Annotated in this window: 12 protein-coding genes; 4 read left to right on the top strand and 8 right to left on the bottom strand. The window is 64.3% G+C overall.

Translation table 11 applies throughout. The features are described from left to right. The first annotated feature begins 286 nt into the window (after positions 1-286). From IVA81_RS22705 to IVA81_RS22690, 4 genes are all read left to right on the top strand, one after another. Positions 287-1,789: a hypothetical protein gene (locus IVA81_RS22705; RefSeq protein WP_247322048.1), complete on the top strand. Its 1,503-nt coding sequence runs from the start codon at positions 287-289 to the stop codon at positions 1,787-1,789. Between the two features lie 11 nt (positions 1,790-1,800). Further along, positions 1,801-3,606 (top strand): hypothetical protein, encoded by a 1,806-nt coding sequence (locus tag IVA81_RS22700; protein ID WP_247322045.1) that lies wholly within the window; start codon positions 1,801-1,803, stop codon positions 3,604-3,606. A 291-nt stretch (positions 3,607-3,897) separates the two neighbouring features. Beyond that, positions 3,898-5,100 (top strand): hypothetical protein, encoded by a 1,203-nt coding sequence (locus IVA81_RS22695; protein WP_247322034.1) that lies wholly within the window; start codon positions 3,898-3,900, stop codon positions 5,098-5,100. Between the two features lie 148 nt (positions 5,101-5,248). Continuing rightward, positions 5,249-6,454 (top strand): hypothetical protein, encoded by a 1,206-nt coding sequence (locus IVA81_RS22690; RefSeq protein WP_247322031.1) that lies wholly within the window; start codon positions 5,249-5,251, stop codon positions 6,452-6,454. A gap of 59 nt (positions 6,455-6,513) precedes the next feature. On the opposite strand, the gene IVA81_RS22685 is transcribed toward IVA81_RS22690, so the two are convergent. The 8 genes from IVA81_RS22685 to tolB all read right to left on the bottom strand — a co-directional run bounded on the left by IVA81_RS22685 (position 6,514) and on the right by tolB (position 18,207). Continuing rightward, positions 6,514-7,683: a serine hydrolase gene (locus tag IVA81_RS22685; protein WP_247322028.1), complete on the bottom strand. Its 1,170-nt coding sequence runs from the start codon at positions 7,681-7,683 to the stop codon at positions 6,514-6,516. A gap of 321 nt (positions 7,684-8,004) precedes the next feature. Further along, on the bottom strand, positions 8,005-9,930 hold the full coding sequence (ftsH, locus tag IVA81_RS22680; protein WP_247322025.1) for an ATP-dependent zinc metalloprotease FtsH: 1,926 nt from the start codon (positions 9,928-9,930) through the stop codon (positions 8,005-8,007). 291 nt (positions 9,931-10,221) lie between these two features. Then, complete coding sequence (gene tilS / locus IVA81_RS22675; protein WP_247322022.1) at positions 10,222-11,280, bottom strand: tRNA lysidine(34) synthetase TilS; 1,059 nt, start codon at positions 11,278-11,280, stop codon at positions 10,222-10,224. 78 nt (positions 11,281-11,358) lie between these two features. Next, the gene (ybgF, locus tag IVA81_RS22670; protein ID WP_247322019.1) at positions 11,359-12,405 is read right to left on the bottom strand and encodes a tol-pal system protein YbgF; all 1,047 of its coding nucleotides are present in this window, start codon (positions 12,403-12,405) and stop codon (positions 11,359-11,361) included. A gap of 201 nt (positions 12,406-12,606) precedes the next feature. Continuing rightward, the gene (pal, locus tag IVA81_RS22665) at positions 12,607-13,095 is read right to left on the bottom strand and encodes a peptidoglycan-associated lipoprotein Pal (RefSeq protein ID WP_018317777.1); all 489 of its coding nucleotides are present in this window, start codon (positions 13,093-13,095) and stop codon (positions 12,607-12,609) included. Positions 13,096-13,366: 271 nt separating this feature from the next. Further along, positions 13,367-14,092: a hypothetical protein gene (locus IVA81_RS22660; protein ID WP_247322016.1), complete on the bottom strand. Its 726-nt coding sequence runs from the start codon at positions 14,090-14,092 to the stop codon at positions 13,367-13,369. A 192-nt stretch (positions 14,093-14,284) separates the two neighbouring features. Next, complete coding sequence (locus IVA81_RS22655; RefSeq protein ID WP_247322013.1) at positions 14,285-16,606, bottom strand: EAL domain-containing protein; 2,322 nt, start codon at positions 16,604-16,606, stop codon at positions 14,285-14,287. Between the two features lie 236 nt (positions 16,607-16,842). Then, positions 16,843-18,207, bottom strand: a complete 1,365-nt coding sequence (gene tolB, locus IVA81_RS22650) for a Tol-Pal system beta propeller repeat protein TolB (protein WP_247322010.1) — start codon at positions 18,205-18,207, stop codon at positions 16,843-16,845. Positions 18,208-18,212 lie beyond the last annotated feature (5 nt).

Here is an 18,212-nt window from a genome sequence, read left to right as displayed (position 1 = left end):
CAAGCGGGTTGCGTGTATTCGCCAATGGTAAATTGAATTCAAAAACAATCCGTTAAATTGTCGGGACATGAAACCGGCATGGTGCGGCCGGTTTACCCGAAGTTATGACGGCCGTGGTCCAATGCCGACCGCTCGGACTGAAGCGCGACGAGACGAATGGTTCATCGCGCTTCGGGCTAATGTTTGAGCACGATCCTTTCGGAAAACCGCTACCTGCTTTGCGCTAACGCGGCCCTCCGGGTCCGGATCATGCTCGACGACAAGAACAACAGGACGACGAGGCGGCATGTCCCTTTCCTTTGCCAACAGCATCGCGGTGCAGAGCCGCGCGAGGGCCCTGGTGCCGCTGTGCGTCGGTGCCGGCGCCTATCTGTTCTACCTCTATCTCGGCGACACGCTGCTTCAGGATTCCGACTCGTTCTGGCAGATCAAGATCGGGCAATGGATCCTCGATCACGGCGCCATGCCCACCACCGACTTCTATTCCTTCACGCGAACCGGCGCGCCGTGGATTTCGACGTCATGGCTGTCGCAGGTGTTGTTCGCCTTCTCCCATGCGCAATGGGGCTGGGCAGGTCCCGTCATCCTCGCCGCGGTCGCGGTTGCGCTCACGCTCGCAATCTTCGTCTATCTGCTCGACATGCAGATCGAGGCACCGCGCGCCGTGCTGTTCGCGATGCTGGCGCTGCTGCTATCGATCCATCACGTGCTGGCGCGTCCGCATATCCTGGCGCTGCCCGTCATGGTGGCGTGGGTGGGCCTGCTGATGGCATCTGCCGACCGCAGGAGCGCGCCGTCCTGGACTTGGCTGCCGCTGATGGCGCTCTGGGCCAATTTGCATGGCGGCTTCGTGCTGGGCCTGGCGCTGATCGGCCCGATCTCGCTGGAGGCGGTCGAGCATGCCGAGAAGGGACAACGCCTTCGACTGTTCATGCGCTGGGTGCTGTTCGGAATCGGCGCGCTGATCGCGAGCTGCTGCACGCCCTATGGCTGGCGGACGCTGCAGGGCGCGACCAACATCCTCGGCCTTGGCGAGCTGCTGTCGCTGATCTTCGAATGGGCGCCGGCGAACTTCGCCACGTTCACCTCCTTCGAAGGCGCCCTGCTCGGCCTGATCGCATTCGGCTATTATCGTGGCCTGGTGCTGTCGGCGCCCCGGATCTTCCTGATCCTGTTCCTGACCTGGAGCGCACTGACCCATGTCAGGAGCATCGAAGCATTTGCGTTCATAGTGCCGTTGGTGCTGGCAAAGCCGCTCGGCCAGATGTTCCCGCGCCAGGCGCCCGACGCCACTGGGGCCGACCGCTGGCCGGCGCGCTATGTCACAGCGCTCGGCGCGCTGATGATCGTGGCGGCAAGCTGGACCTCGACGTCGATCTACATGGGGCATCACCGCTTCACCTTCACGATGACGCAGACGCCGGTTGCGGCGGTCGACCTGCTCGAGCAACGCAAGGTGCAGCGCCTCTTCAACGCCTACCAGTTCGGCGGCTACCTGATCTCGCGCGACATTCCGGTCTTCGTCGACGGCCGCGCCGAACTCTACGGCGAGAAATTCGTCATGGACTTCTTCAAGGCGACGGAGGGCAGGAAGCCCGAGTTGCTGCCGCGCCTGCTCGACGAGTACAAGATCGACGCGACGCTCCTGGTTGCCGATGCGCCGGGCCCGCAGATCCTCGACCAGCTCAAGGGCTGGAAGCGGATCTATGCGGACGACATCGCAGTGATCCATGTGCGCGAGGACGGGCAGAGCGCGGATAGCAGGTCCACGCCCGCGGTCTCAAATTGAGGCGCGGGACGATGCCGTCCCTACTCCTGCCGAACGAGCGAGGATCCAGCGCGACGCCGAATCCCGCGATCGTGCTCACGATCGCCTGGGCGGCGATCGTGGTGGCGCTCGGATTTCCCGCGATCAAGGCCGGCGTGTTCGACACGTTGTCGACCGACGACGCGATGCGACTGGTCGAGGTGCGCGATCTCCTGGCGGGCCAGGGCTGGTTCGACCTGACCCAGTACCGGCTCGATCCGCCCGGAATTGCGATGCACTGGTCCCGCATCGTCGATGCACCCCTGGCCCTGCTGATCCTCTTGTTTCGCCCCCTGCTCGGCCAGCACGCTGCGGAAGCGCTGACACTGGTCGCATGGCCCTCGCTGTTGCTGGGCGCCGCGCTCTGGCTCACAGCGACGATCGCGGGGCAGGCGAGCGCCCTGGCCGAGCGGCCGCGGGTACAGCTTGCCACGATCCTCGTCACCGCGCTGTCGATCCCTGCTCTGATCCACTTCCGCGCCGGCGCCATCGATCATCACAATATGCAGATCGTGTTGCTGCTCGGCTTCATGCTGTGCATCATCGATCTCGAACATTCGGCAGCCAAGGCTGCCTCGGCGGGATGTCTCGCGGCGCTTTCGCTGGCGATCGGATTGGAAATGCTGCCGGCCATCGCCGTGGCGAGTGCGGCCGTGGTAGGGCTCCTGATCTGGAAAGGCGCCGAGGTCCTGCGCTCGGCCAGCGCCTTTGGTGCAGGCCTCGCCGGATCGGCGCTATTGCTGGCGCTGCTGCTGCTCCCGATGAGCAATCTTGCCAGGCCGGTCTGCGATGCCTTCGGAGGCCCGATCCTGCTCTTGTCCGCGGGCGGCGGCATTGCGCTGCTCGCGGTGGCCGGCGTCAGCTATCTACACGGCTCGTTGTGGACGCGCCTTGCAGCGGCTGCAATTGTGGGTGCACTCCTGCTGGGCGCATTCTTCAAATCTTATCCGAGCTGCGTTGCCTCGCCCTATGCGCAGGTCGATCCCCTGCTCGTCAGCTTCTGGCTCGACCGGGTCAACGAGACCATGTCGGTGACGGAGCTGGCGCGGATGCAACCGCAGAAGCTGCTCGGGTATTATGCGTTTCCGTTGCTGACGCTCGGCCTGTGCCTTGCCGCCAACATCCGCGACATGCCGCAGACGCGCTTTCGCTGGATCGTCTCGACCGTCACACTCGCAGCGCTGTACGGTGTCAGCCTGTGGGAATTGCGCGGCGCCGCCGCCGCCAACATCGTTGCCGCTCCGCTCTGCGTCCTCGGAATCGTCGCGCTTCGTAACCGTGCCGTGGCCAATTGGGGGCTGGTACGTGCCGCATTGCTCGTATCGCCCGCCACACTTGGCGGCATCGGCTTTGCGATCTGGCCGGCACTCGCCGCGGGGACCGGCGGCTACACAATCGCAACGCCCGATCCTGCCGTTTCCTGCCAGACCATCTCCAGCGCCGCGCCCCTCGCCGCCCTGACGCCAGGGCGGGTGATGGCACCGATCGACTCGGGTCCCGCGATCCTGGCTGCGACGGGCCATTCCGTGTTCGCTGGTCCCTACCACCGCAACAATGACGGCAACCTCGCCATGGTGCAGACGATGACGGCAACACCGGAGGCTGCACGCGCAATGTTCCGCGAGCGACGGGTCGACTACGTCCTGACCTGCAACCATTCTGCCGATCAGGAGGACCTGGTCCGCATCGCGCCGGAGGGCCTCGCCGCGCAGCTCGGCCGGGGCGGAACTCCAGACTTTCTTGAGCAAATCGAGGCCGTGTCGAAACCCGGTTGGACAGTCTGGCGCGTGCGCAAATGAGAGCGCGCGCGCCGCACTTGAAGTGCCGCGACGCTATCGAAGTGGGGACGTCGCTGCAGCGATTGTCATCATAGTCAAGTTATCGCGCCGCGCTGCGCGACGAAGCTGGAACCGGGCAAGGGCCGCCGCCGCAGCTCCATGCATGCAATCAAACTCTCTCCCGATTTCCTACAAATCTCTGCCATCTACCAAAGGTAGACTCCTCCCGGTGAAGCGTGGTCAACAACGCGACTTGCAAAAAAATTCTGCAGGCGTCAGGCGCGCTTCCGACAATGAAATGGGAGTTACGCCATGCAGCATCTGCCGAACGATACCTTCGACGTCACGCTTGACCAGTTTGGCCAAATCGCGACCGTATATGGAGATCCCGGCTTTCCGGCATCCACCGACGTCGTGGGCGGCAACGACACCGTGACGGCCACCGTCGCCGCGCTCAATGCAAAACTCACGATCTTCGGCGACGACCACACGATGTTGCTTGGTCACTCCCAAGGCGGAAATGACACGCTGATCGCCGAGATCGACGGCGGCTGGGATACTGCCGTCGTGATCGGCGATACTCAGTCCATGATCGATGACGCCAAGGGCGGCAACGACACCATCGTCGCGGATGCCGGTCGCACCGTCTACACGACGATCTCGGCCTTCGGCGATGTCGCGGGCGACATGTCCGGCAATGCGCAGGGCGGCCATGACGACATGACAGGCTCGGTCGCGTGGCGCGGCGGCGCCAACCTGTTCGCCGGCGATGCCGGCGGTTCCATGATGGACACCGCGCACGGCGGCAACGACACGCTCGATGTCAGCGTGCTCACGACGGACGGCGGGGCGACTGTCAGCGGCGACGCCATCGGTTCCCTGAGGGGTCTCGCGCATGGCGGCAACGACAACCTGACCGTAACCTTGAACGGCGACAGCGCCATCTCAGACGGAGACTTGTTCGGGGATTCGGCGACATCCCTGATGGATCTCGCTCAAGGCGGCGACGATGTGCTCACCGTCAAGCTCGACGGCCAGTACACGGATGCCGGCTCGCAGATGTACGGCGACGCGCCGACGATGGTGGTCAATTCCCATGGCGGCAACGACATCCTCAATGGCGGCGCAGGCCGCGATTTCATGTATGGCGATGCGCGGATCTATGAACCGGCGACACCAGGTTCGATCACCGGTGGCGCCGATACGCTGAACGGCGGAGCCGGCGACGACCGGATGTGGGGCGGCGGAAACAGCGACCTCTTCGCCTTCGACACCGGCTCCGGCAACGACACGATCGTCGACTTCGATCAGGGCAACAAGGCCGTCGGCAGCACCGCGGTGGAACACGATCTGATCGACGTGCAGGATTACGGCTTTGCAGACTGGACGGCGCTGTCGAAACTGATCAGCGACAACACCGCCGGCGATGCCGTGATCCATCTCTCCGCCAATGATTCGATCACGCTGGACGGGATTCAGGCGGCGAACCTGCATTCGACCGACTTCATCATCTGAGCAAGCAGAGCAAGAGCGACGTCGCCCCGCCACGCGAGGCGACATCGCGATTGCGACCGCGCGACGACGAGCGTCGCCGCGCGGCGCAGCGGAAGTTGCCGCGATCCAACTCTGTCTCGAATTCCAGCAATGAAATGGGAATTACGCCATGAAATATCTGCCCAACGACACCATCGACGTCCTGCTCGACCAGTTTGGCCAAATCGAAACCCTCTACGGAGATCCGGACTTTCCGACCACAACGGATGCCTGGGGCGGCAACGACACCGTAACGGTAACCGTCACCCAGCCCGAAACAGAGGTCACGATCTTTGGTGACGCCAACACGACGTTGCATGGCCAGTCTCGCGGCGGCAACGACACCCTGACCGTCAATCAGAATTTCGGCTGGAACGCCTTCCTCGTGGTCGGCGATGCCCAGGCGATGACCGACGACGCCAGGGGCGGCAACGACACGATCAATGTCCAGGCCGACTCGTTGTACACCGACGTGCACGTTTTCGGCGATGTCGCCGGCGACATGTCGGGCAATTCGCACGGCGGCAGTGACACCATCACGGGCGCTGTGGGCTGGCGAAGCTACGACCACGTGTACGCCGGTGATGCCGGTGGTTCCATGAGCGGCACGGCCCAGGGCGGCAATGACACGATCGACATCGACGTGGACACCCTGCAGGGCTTTGCGACGGCCAGTGGCGATGCCATCGGCTCCATCGGCGGCGATGCGCATGGCGGCAACGACAACATCACCTTCACCTTCGGCACTGACGTCGTCATGACGGGCGGATTCGGCTACGGAGATTCGGTGACCGCGCTGACCGACAATGCCCAAGGGGGAGATGACATTCTCACACTCGCGTTCGATGGCATCGACACCGTCCAGTTTGCGCACCCGGAGCTCTTCGGCGATGCGCGGACCATGTCCGGCAATGCCCAAGGCGGTAACGATATTCTCACCGGCGGGGGGACCAACGATCACCTCTATGGAGATGCCGCGAACTATGCCCCAGCAACGCCGGGCTCGATCACCGGCGGCAGGGATATCCTCAACGGCGGCACCGGCGATGATCAGCTTTCGGGCGGAGGAAACAGCGATGCCTTCGTCTTCAACACCAGCTCCGGCAATGACCTGATCACCGACTTCGATCAGGGCAACAAGGCGGTCGGCAGCACCGCGACCGAGCACGACCTGATCAACGTGCAAAATTACGGGTTCGCGGACTGGGCGGCGCTGTCGAGCCTGATCAGTGACAATGCCGCCGGCGACGCCGTGATCCACCTGTCGGCGAACGATTCCATCACGCTCGACGACGTCAACGCGGCGAATCTGCACGCGACCGACTTCCTGATCTGAGCGAGTTGCACTGGGAGCAACGATCTCGCCCCGCCTGCAGCGGGGCGAGACGCAGATCATCATTTCCCAAGCTGTTGAAGCACCGCGAACCACAACGCCAGCGGCTCTCTCAGGGCTCCCGGCTCGGACGGTGTTGGGCGGACGGCCGTGTGCACCATGACGAGCTTCGACGCCGGATCGACCAGGATGATCTGGCCGCGAATCCCGAGCAGGGCAAATCTGCGCTGCTCGCCGGGAAGGAGCCAGACCTGATAGCCGTAGCCGAAATAGGATGTGGCCACGCCCGGCGCGAGATGACCATCAGCTGACCTGACGGACGTGGCATCCAAAAGCCACTGCCGCGGGATCAACTGGCGGCCTTCCCAGGCGCCGTCATGCGCGAGCAACCGGGCGAAGCGCGCATAGTCGCGCAAGGTTGCGTTGACGCAGCAAAAAGCAATCTCCTGCCCGCTGCCGTCGATCGCCCATGAGGCGTCGGCCTCCGTGCCGATCGCATTCCAAATCCTGTCGTGGAGATAGTCGGCAACTGAAGTAGCCGTGGCGGACCGCAGGACCAAGCCAAGGATCTCTGTTTCCACGCTGGCATAGTGCCATTTGGTATTCGGCGGCGCACCGCGCGTGTTGAATTGCGCGATGATGGCGGCGGGATCTTTCGCCTCTCCGACGAACAGGGCTCGCCCGAGCCGGGCGATGTCATCGTGCCCGTCATAAACTTCGGAAAACTCCACGCCCGAGGCCATGTTCAGCAAGGCCCGGATCGATGTGTTGCCATATTCCGTTCCTGCAAGACCAGAGACGTAGGTCGAGACCAGGTCGTCGATCGACTTGATCCGCCCTTCCGAGATCGCGATGCCGACCAGCATCGCGACCATCGTCTTGGCCATGGACTGCGAAAGAAAGCGATCGCGGTCGGTCCGCGCATATTGATAGTGCTCGTACAGGATGGTGTCGTCCCGGGCGATCAGGAGCCCTGTCACCGGATTGCGCTTGAGGTAATCGGCAATGGTCAGCCGGTCCGGGCCGAAACTGTAGGCGATGGTCGGCTCTGGTGCGCGTTTGAACTGCCAGGGTGTCGCCGCGCGGCGGATCGGACGTGATCGGTAGAGCTCGTCGAAATGGCTGTAGACTCCGACGAGTTTGTCGCGTTCGGTGGCGGTCCCGCGCGTACCGACGGGATAGCCCAGAGCCGCGCCATATGCCGCCGCATCGGGGCCGCTGTCCGAAAACACCGGTCCCGCTGCGCTTGCGGCAGTCGCGTCCGCCGAACCGCGGGAGTCTTGTGCGCTTGCTGACGGTGCTGATACGGCGAAAACGAGAATGACAGCCAGGAAAAGCCTGCCGCGAGCGCGCGGCTTGCAGAGCGCTCCCCAACTCATGGCACCTGCCCCTCCCACGTTTTGGCTGTCCGTTTTCTAGGACAACCTCTTGGGCCTGTGAAGAGAGACTCGCTATCACGGCGCGTACAGGACGCCGTCTCGCACTTGCAAACGCCGCCAACAAAAAACGCGGCGTTTCCGCCGCGTTTTTCAATCTGATCTGTCGCCCCGCGACTACGCCTGCGGCTGCGGCTCCAGGCCGGGATCCGCATCGGGCCGCGGCCGCGGCGTCTTGCCGGCCGGGGGCACCGCGGAGGCGCGCGGCGTGGTCGGCTCGAGCACGGATTCGCGGTTCGGCTTCTTGCCCTTGAGCAGATCGACGATCTCGTCGCCGCTGAGCGTCTCGAACTCGAGCAGGCCCTTGGCAAGAGCTTCAAGATCGGCGCGCTTCTCGGTGAGAATACGCGTCGCTTCGTTGTAGCCCTCTTCCACGAAACGCCGGATCTCGGTGTCGATCTTCTGGACCGTCGCCTCCGATGCGTTCTGGGTGCGCGACACCGACATGCCGAGGAAAACCTCGTCCTGGTTTTCGCCATAGGACACGGTGCCGAGTGCCTCGGACAGGCCCCAGCGCGTCACCATCATCCGGGCCAGACGCGTGGCCTGCTCGATGTCGGAGGACGCGCCTGAGGTCACCTTCTCGCGGCCGAAGATCAGCTCTTCGGCGACACGGCCGCCCATCATGATCGCAAGGCGGGAGGTCATCTGCTCCAGCGACATCGACAGCTTGTCGCGCTCGGGGAGCTGCATGACCATGCCCAGCGCACGGCCGCGCGGAATGATGGTCGCCTTGTGGATCGGATCGGTCGCGACGACGTTGAGGCCGACGATGGCGTGGCCGCCCTCGTGATAGGCCGTCAGCAGCTTCTCTTCCTCGGTCATGACGAGCGATTTGCGCTCGGCGCCCATCATCACCTTGTCCTTGGCCTCCTCGAACTCGGCCTGCGTCACCATCCGCTTGTTGCGGCGGGCGGCGGTGAGCGCTGCTTCGTTGACGAGATTCATCAGGTCGGCGCCGGAGAAGCCCGGCGTGCCACGCGCGATGGTCTTGAGGTTGATATCCGGCGCCAGCGGAACTTTACGGACATGCACCTTGAGGATCTGCTCGCGGCCGACGACGTCGGGGTTCGGCACGACGACCTGACGGTCGAAGCGGCCCGGACGCAGCAGCGCGGGATCGAGCACGTCGGGACGGTTGGTCGCGGCGATCAGGATCACGCCCTCGTTCGCCTCGAAGCCGTCCATCTCGACCAGCAACTGGTTCAGCGTCTGCTCGCGCTCGTCATTGCCGCCGCCGAGACCGGCGCCACGGTGACGTCCGACGGCATCGATTTCGTCGATGAAGATGATGCACGGCGCGTTCTTCTTGGCCTGCTCGAACATGTCGCGCACACGGGAGGCGCCGACGCCGACGAACATCTCGACGAAGTCCGAACCCGAAATGGTGAAGAACGGCACGTTGGCTTCGCCCGCGACCGCACGCGCGATCAGGGTCTTACCGGTGCCGGGAGGGCCGACCAGCAGCACGCCGCGCGGAATGCGGCCGCCGAGGCGCTGGAATTTGCCGGGGTCGCGCAGGAATTCGACGATTTCCTGAAGGTCCTGCTTGGCTTCGTCGACGCCGGCAACGTCCTCGAAGGTGACGCGGCCATGCGCTTCAGTCAGCATCTTGGCGCGCGACTTGCCAAAGCCCATCGCCTTGCCGGCGCCGCCCTGCATCTGCCGCGACAGGAAGATCCACACGCCGATCAGCGCGATGAACGGCAGCCAGGAGACCAGCAGCGAGACAAACCACGGCACGTTGTCGCCGGGCGGCTTCGCGGTGATCTGAACCTTGCTGTCGTACAGGCGCTTCACCAGCGTCGGGTCGCTCGGCGCATAGGTCTGGAAGCTGGAGCCGTTGGTGAAGGTGCCGTGGATGTCGGGGCCCTGGATCACGACGTCGCGCACATTGCCGCGATCAACCTCGCTCAGGAGCTGCGAGAAGGCGATGTCCTGCGAGGAGGCCCGCTGACCCGGATTCTGGAAGAGCGTGAACAACGCCAACAGCAGCAAAACAATGATGACCCAGAGGGCGAAATTGCGCAGATTGGCGTTCATCGATCTTCCTTCGTGGTCGCGCGGATCGCGGCCTGGTCCTTCAGGAGTTACTTGGGCGAGCTAGAGAAAATCCCCAAGGAATCCTCTCGGTTAGACGCATACAATTTAGGTGCCGCCCCGGTCGCTGCCAAGGGAACGAGATGGGACTATTTAGCCCATCTTAGAGCGATTCCCGCTGAAATAATGGCGACCGAAGCGGGGTTTTTCCTGCCTGGTTAAGGTGTCCTGACGGGACGGGGCCGAAATGGCCGGTGTCATGATCCGACCTCGTGCGGCCCCGGAGGGGCGCCTTCATGCACCCCTGCGCCGCCGGGCCGGCGCCGGTGCGATGTGGATACGCCCGTCGGCAAGGCTGATCAAGGCTCCCGCAAGGGTCTGCCGCAAGGCCGGCCGGCCATTTGCGGCTGCGCGAGGATTTGCGGCGATGGCCTGATCGAGCACGGCCAGGAGGGATTCAACCTTGCCGAGTTCCGCCGGCCCTTCATGTCCGAGCGCGTTGACGGCCCGCAGCAGGAGCCGCAGCCGGACCTCCTCCGGCAGGACGGCAAAGCTTGAGGCCTCGAAGCTTCGAATGCCCGCCTGCGGCGCAACGTCGCGATCCCGCAAACGGAGGAAGCGCTCGGCGCCGTCCGCCAGCACCTCGACCGCCGCATTGGCCCGCGCCAGCCTTGTCGCGAGTCGCACGAGCGTGCGGGCATCGCCGCCCTCGGCCGCGAGTTGCGGCAGCAGCGCGCGCAGCCGCGGCCGGGTGAAGGCGGTGTCGCGGTTGGTGGGGTCGTCGGCAAAACCGACCTTCGCCCGCCTCAAGGTCGCGATCAGCTGCGCCTTGGGGACGTCGAGCAGCGGACGCGCCAGCACGATTCCGTCACGCTCGCTGAGGGACGCCATTGCCGACAGCCCGGCAAGTCCGCTGCCGCGCAACAGCCGCATCACCAGGGTCTCGGCCTGGTCGTCGCGGGTATGGGCGGTCAGCACATGGCTCGCGCCGACGGCGCGCGCGGCCTGCGCGAGCAGGCGGTAGCGGGCCTCGCGCGCGGCCGCCGGCAGCCCCGTCTTCGGCTTTGCGTCGCGCCAGCGCAGGGTCCGGTGCTCTAGTCCGAGCTCAACGGCGAACCGCTTGACCTCGCGCGCCTCGCGCGCCGCCTCGCGGCGCAGGCCGTGATCGACCGTGACGACGGTGAGACGCGGGCCGCGCGCGAGGCTGCGCTGCCAGCGCGCCGCGAGCCACATCAGCGCGACCGAGTCGGGGCCGCCGGAGACGGCGAGCACCAGCGCCGGCGCAGCTTTGAGGCCGGCAAAGAGCCGCTTCGCCTCGCGCGCCGAGATCGGAGAATTGTCGTCGTCTGACATGACGCGGGCCCTGACCGTCGCAGGCGGATGGTTACGACGACTAGCGTAGCACCATCCGCGTTGTCAGGACCCCGGACGTCAGCACTTCACCCGCTTCTGCTCGCGGTCGACCGCGGCTTTGACGCCGGCGGAGGCGCGCGGATATTTGCGGCCGACCTCGCCGAAGGCGGCGCAGGCGGCTTCCTTCTCCTTCAAGGCGGCGAGCGACTGGCCGAGCCGCAGCAGCGCATCCGGCGCCTTGGCCGATTTCTCGTATTTGGTGGTGACGGCGAGGAAGGCTTCAGCGGAGTCGCGATATTGCTGGCGCTGGAAATAGCTCTCGCCGAGCCAGTATTGCGCGTCGCCGAGCAGCGGATCGCTCGGATATTTCTGCGTGAAGGTCTTCATGGTCTGCTCGGCGAGCGCATAGTCCTTGCGCTGCATGTAGCCGATGCCGAGATCGAACTCGTCGCGCGGCGTTGCCGAGGGCGGCAGGGTGGCGAGGCCGGTGCCGCCTGATGGCCCGGACTGGGCCGGCGGATAGCCGGGCTGCGCGGCAGGAGGAGCCGCCTGCTGCTGATAACGGGGGCTGGTGTTGGCGAGATCGAGCGGCTCGCCCGCGCCGCGGCCGCCGGGCGCCGCACCGGGAGGTCCTGCCTGCATCGGCTGCTGGCCGCCGCCGAGCGCGCGCGGCGCGCCGGGCGCGCTCGGATTCTGGTTCGGATCGAAGGCATCGCCGCGGCGGCGCGTGCCGGGTGCACCGGGCCCCGGTTGCTCCTGAATGATCGGCGCAGGCGCGGCGATCTGCGGCTGCTCGTAATTCGGCTGCGCGGCCTGCTGCTGCGGCTGGCGATAGCCCGGTGCGACCTGACCTGGTGCGAGCTGGGCGGGCGGCATCGCCGCGACATTGGGCGCCTGTCCGGGCGCACCTTGCGCGCCGCCTTCGAGCGCCCGCAGCCGCTCTTCGAGCTGGCGGTTGCGGTATTGCAGCTCCTCGTTCTGGCCGGTGAGCTGGCGCAGCTGGTTCTCCAGCCGCTCGATCCGCATCTCGGGATCATCGTCCGTCTGCGCGAGTGCGGGCGAGCCGAAAGAGAGCAGCGTGGCCATCGCCACGGTGCCGGTAAAGACCTTAAATCTGGATGACATCTTGCCCTGACGACGAAAGCGAAATGGCCTGCGACGGAACATTCGACGCGCCACACATTGAAGGGGAGTACGCCAAAACTGTGACTGGCACCACGGGGTTTCTGTCACGGATTGCTGAAACGAAACCGGCGCCCGAGAGGGCGCCGGCATATTCGGTTTCTGAAGATGAACGGCGCCTGACTGAGTGTCAGTATCTCGGCGTCAGGAGCTCGCGTTCAGCACCGTGACGGCACGACGGTTCTGCGACCAGCAGGAGATGTCGTTACAGACGGCGACCGGCCGCTCCTTGCCGTAGGAGATCGTGCGCATGCGGTTCGGATCGATGCCGCGCGAGGCGAGGAACGAACGCACCGACTGGGCTCTCCGGGCGCCGAGCGCGATGTTGTATTCGCGGGTGCCGCGCTCGTCGGCATGACCTTCGACGGTAAAGCTGTAGCGCGGATAGGTCTGCAGCCACTGCGCCTGCTTCTCCAGGGTCACGATCGCCTGCGGGGTCAGATCGGTCTGGTCGCTTTCGAAGAACACGCGGTCACCCACGTTGACCACGAAATCCTGCTGACTGCCAGGCGTTGCCGCATTGGCCATCGCATCCGTCGCAGCATTCTTGTTGGCGCAGGCGCCCATCGACAGCGCGACGGCGAGCACCGCGACCAGCTTCAATCCCTGGAGGATACGCATAGGATGTTTCATTCCGGAGCCTCCACGCTCACGTTAGTCCACTGCTGTCCGGTCTACAGGGGGTTGGTTAAGCGAACGTTCCGTCAACCTTGACGGAACCTTGCCTCAGCCGATCAAATGCCCCCAACCAGCGAAAAGCACCCGTCATGGTTAATGGGTTGTAAATGTGGCGCAAGGGTGAAGGCAAGCCGCGCCAACCGGCAGAAGTGCCGTTTTTGCTGGAGTTTTAGGCCGAAAAGGCTGAGGCGGGCGAGGGACGCGGCCCGTGACGCGGCTTTAGGAATCAGGCGTGCGCGGCGTCCGCCACGAGCACCGGCCGCTGCGGCACCTGACGCTGGCCACCACGCCCGAACAACATGCGCCGTTCGAAGGCGGTCGACCGCATGATCGGATAGCGCTCGAACACCTTCTTGCGGAAGGTCGGGAAGTCCGCCGCCATCAATCCGAACGGCTTGGTGAGGCCCGGAACCAGCCGCGGCTCGGCGATGGTCTCGTGCAGGAACACCCGCCGGTAGAAGGCCTGATGCTCGGGACGCACGATGGCGAGGCCGAGATCGGCATTGAAATGCTCGCAGGCCATGTAGGCGAGACGGGTCGTCAGATAGGGCAATTCCGGAACCCGCTTGACCTGGTCGGGATCGGCGACGAAGCGGGTCGGGTCGATCATGACCTCGCCGCGATCGAGCCGCGGCACCAGGATGTCCGGGAAGACATCGGCCGAGGTGGATTCCTGCCATTCCGACGTCAGCACACTGATGCGCACCGAGCTGCAGAGTTCGCCATGGAGATAGACGCCGAAGGTCCACGCGTTCGGCAACTCGTCGTAGCGGTCGGTAACCCGTGCATCGCCCGAGGGCTTGACGGCGCCTTCCCGCAGATAGGCGCGGTAGCGGAGATTGTAGATCTCCTCCTTCTCCGCGACGGTTTCCGCAAGATGATAATCGACGTCGGTCAGAAGCTCCGCTCCCCGTCCAACAGCCGAAATGACAGATCTGGCTGAGGACTGCATTCCAACTCCTTACCCACACTCACGCCTGCGGCATCCAAAGCCAATTCCAGCAAGACAACTTGCGCGGGCGCGATGATTTATTAACACCTCCTTAACAAGTATGCAAAGCAATCGAACGGTTAGGGTTAATCACCGTAGCACTACGGTGACCCTGCAACATTCTGAAATGATGGGACGTTTCGGGAAATGGACTTATGCGAAACCGACCACCTGAAGCTGGCCTTCGCCGCGCCGTCCATGCGAGGCATTGAGCAGCTGGCGCATCCGCACGGCGGGCACCGGCCGGCTGAACAGATAGCCTTGCGCCTCGGAGACGGTACCGTCGGCGCTGATCAGATCGAGCTGCTCGTTGGTCTCGATGCCCTCGACCACGACGGCCATGCCGAGATCGGCGGATAGCCGCGCCACGCCGCGCAGCAGCGTTAGCGGGCGGTCGGTGTCGATGCCTTCGAGGAAGGAGCGGTCGATCTTCACCTTCTGCATCGGGAAATTGTGCAAATAGCTGAGGCTGGAATAGCCGGTGCCGAAATCGTCGAGCGAGATGCGCACGCCAAGCGCGTGCAATTGCGACAGGATGTCGTGGGTGAGCTGGGTGTTGCGCAGCAGCGAGGACTCGGTGATCTCGATCTCCAGCCGATGCGCCGGCAGGCCCGACACTTCGAGCGCGTAGCGGATTTCGCTCAGCACGTCGCGCTGGTGGAATTGCTGCGGCGAGAAATTGACCGCGACGCTGACGCCATCCGGCCACTTCATGCATTCCATGCAAGCCCGGCGCAGGATCCAGCGGCCGAGATCGACGATCAGGCCCATGTCCTCGGCGACCGGAATGATGTCGACCGGCGAGACCGTGCCGCGCACCGGATGATTCCAGCGCAGCAGCGCCTCGCAGGTGGTAATCTTGCCGGACTTCAGATTGACCAGCGGCTGATAGAACAGCTCGAACTCCTCGTTGGCGAGCGCCTTGCGCAGATCGAGCTCGAGGATGCGGCGCGCCTCGACGGTCGCCGCCATCTCGTCCCGGAAGAAGCAGAAGGTGCCGCGGCCGTCCGCCTTGGCGCGATACAGCGCCATGTCGGCGTTCTTGAGCAGCGTGTCAGCGCTGGCGCCTTCCGGCGAGGTCAGCGCGATGCCGACGCTGGCGCCGATCTCGACCAGGTGATTGTCGATGCGGTAGCGCTCGCTCAGCCGTTCGACGATTCGGCGGGCAAGCGCGGCGGCATCCTCGGGCGAAGAGATGTTCTGCTGGAACACGACGAACTCGTCGCCGCCGAAGCGGGCGACGAAATCTTCGGGGCGCAGCATCTCGCGCAGACGGTTGGCGACGGCACACAGCAGCTGGTCGCCGCAGGGATGACCGAGCGTGTCGTTGACCTGCTTGAACTGGTCGAGGTCGACGAAGAGCAGCGCGGAGAGCCGCTCGGAATGATGCGAATTCTTCAGCAGCCGCTCGATCTCGTCGTGGAAGCTGACCCGGTTGGGCAGTGCCGTGAGCTCGTCGTAACGGGCCAGATGGCTGATGCGGGCTTCCGCATTGGTACGTTCGGTGATGTCTTCCAGCAGCAGCACCGTGCCGCCGCCGGTCATCGGCTGGAACGTCCAGGCCAGCGTACGGCCGCGCGAGGAATCCGGATCGGCAGTGACGATCTCGCGGACCCGCCCATGCTCGATCTCGGCCAGGATCTGGTCGCCGCTCTCCGCCGAGATCGACCCGGCAGTAACGCAGGCCGACACGATATCGGCGGCAGTGGCGCCGCGCTTGACGAGGTCCTCGGGCAAGCCCATCAGCTCGCCGAAGCGGTGGTTCATCACCGCAAGGCGGCCATCGGCGCGAACCATGCACAGGCCGTGCGGCATGTTGTTGAGCGCGGTGTCGAACTGGCTCGCCAGCGCGGATTCGCGGAAACTCGAGGTCAACGCCTTGACGAAGATCGCGTGCAGGCTGAGGTTGATGTTCTTGAGCCCGATGAAGAAGAACACGAGCAGGATGGCAAGACCGATGTGGTAGAATCCGCCGTGCAGAAGCAGGGCGAGCGACATCGGACCGCAGGCCAGCGCAACGTGCCACTGGATCACCCGGGGCTGTCCGTAATTGCGGGCGGCGCCGCCCGCGGTGTAGCCGATGCCGATGGCGACACAGAGCATGTCGGCGACCGGATCGTTGTTGTTGTAGATGACGACGAAGGCCCACACGCCGAGCACCGCCGCGTAGCTCAGCGCGCCGATCCAGTAACGCGGCTCCAGGTGCTTGGCCTCTTCGAATGACAGCGGCCGGGTGCGGTTCTCGTATCCGCGCATCTGGAATGCACGCGCGGTGCCGATCGCAATCAGAAGGAACGCGAGTGGCCACAGCCAGACGTCGCCCGTCTTCAACGCAGTCATCACCGCGGCCACGGCCGCGGAGGCCGAGCCGAAGAAGATCGCCCAGAAATTCTGCACCATGGAGTTGATGAGAGCGGCGTAGAGTATCGGCTCCAGCTCGTCTCGATCACTCTGCTTCTGGTCGGCCAGTTGCATTGGCTTGTTACGCGTCCTGTTTGGCGCGTAGTCTTACCCAGCCCAGATGAAGTCTTTCTGAGGGAACATCGTTAAAGTCGAGTTGTTTTTCGGCAATAGCGAACCTGTTTCTGCTGATATTTCAAGCAACTAGGCAAGCCTTGCCGGGCTCAAGGTGAAGGAAAGCTTGCTTTCCTCACCAAACCCGAAAAAATCCGCGCGCTTTTTCGACAACATCGCGGGTCTGAACGGGTGATTTATTGGCCCGCTGTCGAGGACAAGAGTGGCGACCATGCCGGGTCGGAGGCAAAGCCCGGTGTCGGCACCTTCAGCTCATTGCGTCCCGAAATGTCGACGCTGTACAGCGAGGGCCCGCCGTTACCGCCGGGATCACGGAAGAACATCAGCACGCGGCCGTTCGGCGAGAAGGTCGGGCCCTCGTTGTGGAAGCCGGAGGTGAGCAGCCGCTCGCCGCTGCCATCGGGCTTCATGACGCCGATCGAGAACTGGCCGCCGCCTTGTCTGGTGAAGGCGATGTAATCGCCCTTCGGCGACCACACCGGCGTCGAATAGCTGGCGTTGGTGTCGTCCTTGGAAAAGGAAATCCGCTGCGCCTGCCCACCGCCCGCGGCCATCACGTAGATCTGCGACCGGCCGCCGCGATCGGATTCGAAGCAGATCCGGGCGCCATCTGGAGAATAAGAAGGAGACGTGTCGATCGCCGGCGTGTCGGTGAGGCGCGTGGTCGAGCGCGAGCGCAGATCCATCACGAACAGGTTGGAATTGCCGCCCTGCTGCAAGCTCATGATGACGCGCTGGCCATCCGGCGAGAAGCGCGGCGCAAAGGTCATGCCCGGGAAGTTGCCGACGATCTCGCGCTGGCCCGTCTCGATGTTGAAGAGATAGACCTTCGGGTCACCCTGGCCGAACTCCATATAGGTGATCTCTTGCGAGTTCGGCGAGAAGCGTGGCGTCAGCACCAGGTCGGAGCCGCGGGTCAGATAGCGCACATTGGCGCCGTCCTGGTCCATCATCGCGAGCCGCTTGACGCGGCGCTCCTTCGGCCCGCTTTCGTCCACGAACACCACGCGGCTGTCGAAATAGCCCTTCTCGCCGGTCATACGCTCGTAGATCTGGTCGGAGATGATGTGGGCGATACGGCGCCAGTATTCCGGCGAGGTGAAATATTGCTGGCCGGCGAGCTGCTGGCCGGAGACCACGTCCCACAGGCGGAATTCGGCCTTGAGCCTGCCGTCAGGCTGGCGCGTCATGCGGCCGGTGACGAGCGCCTGCGCGTTGATGGTCTTCCAGTTCTGGAATTGCGGCGCGACGTCGATGTTGTTGATGCGCTCGATGAAGGCGGCCTGGTCGATCGGGGCGAACAGGCCCGAGCGCTTCAGATTGTTGGTGATGACCTGCGTGACACCGTTGCCGACGTCGCCGTCGGACGGCGAGCCTGGCAGGAAGTTGGTGATCGCGATCGGGATCGGCTGAAACTCAGTCGGATCGATACGAATTCGCGGCTGGCCCTGCGCGAAGGTCTGTCCGCCCCCGAGCATCGCGAGCGTCGATCCCGTCAGGGTCATGAAGCGGCGGCGGTTCATCGATCGGACGTCATTCATTGCAA

Origin of the sequence: Bradyrhizobium sp. 141 (assembly GCF_023074055.1) — a bacterium.
Classification (GTDB): domain Bacteria; phylum Pseudomonadota; class Alphaproteobacteria; order Rhizobiales; family Xanthobacteraceae; genus Bradyrhizobium.
The sequence above is the reverse complement of the archived record's forward strand: the minus strand, read 5'-3'. Positions and strand labels throughout refer to the sequence as shown.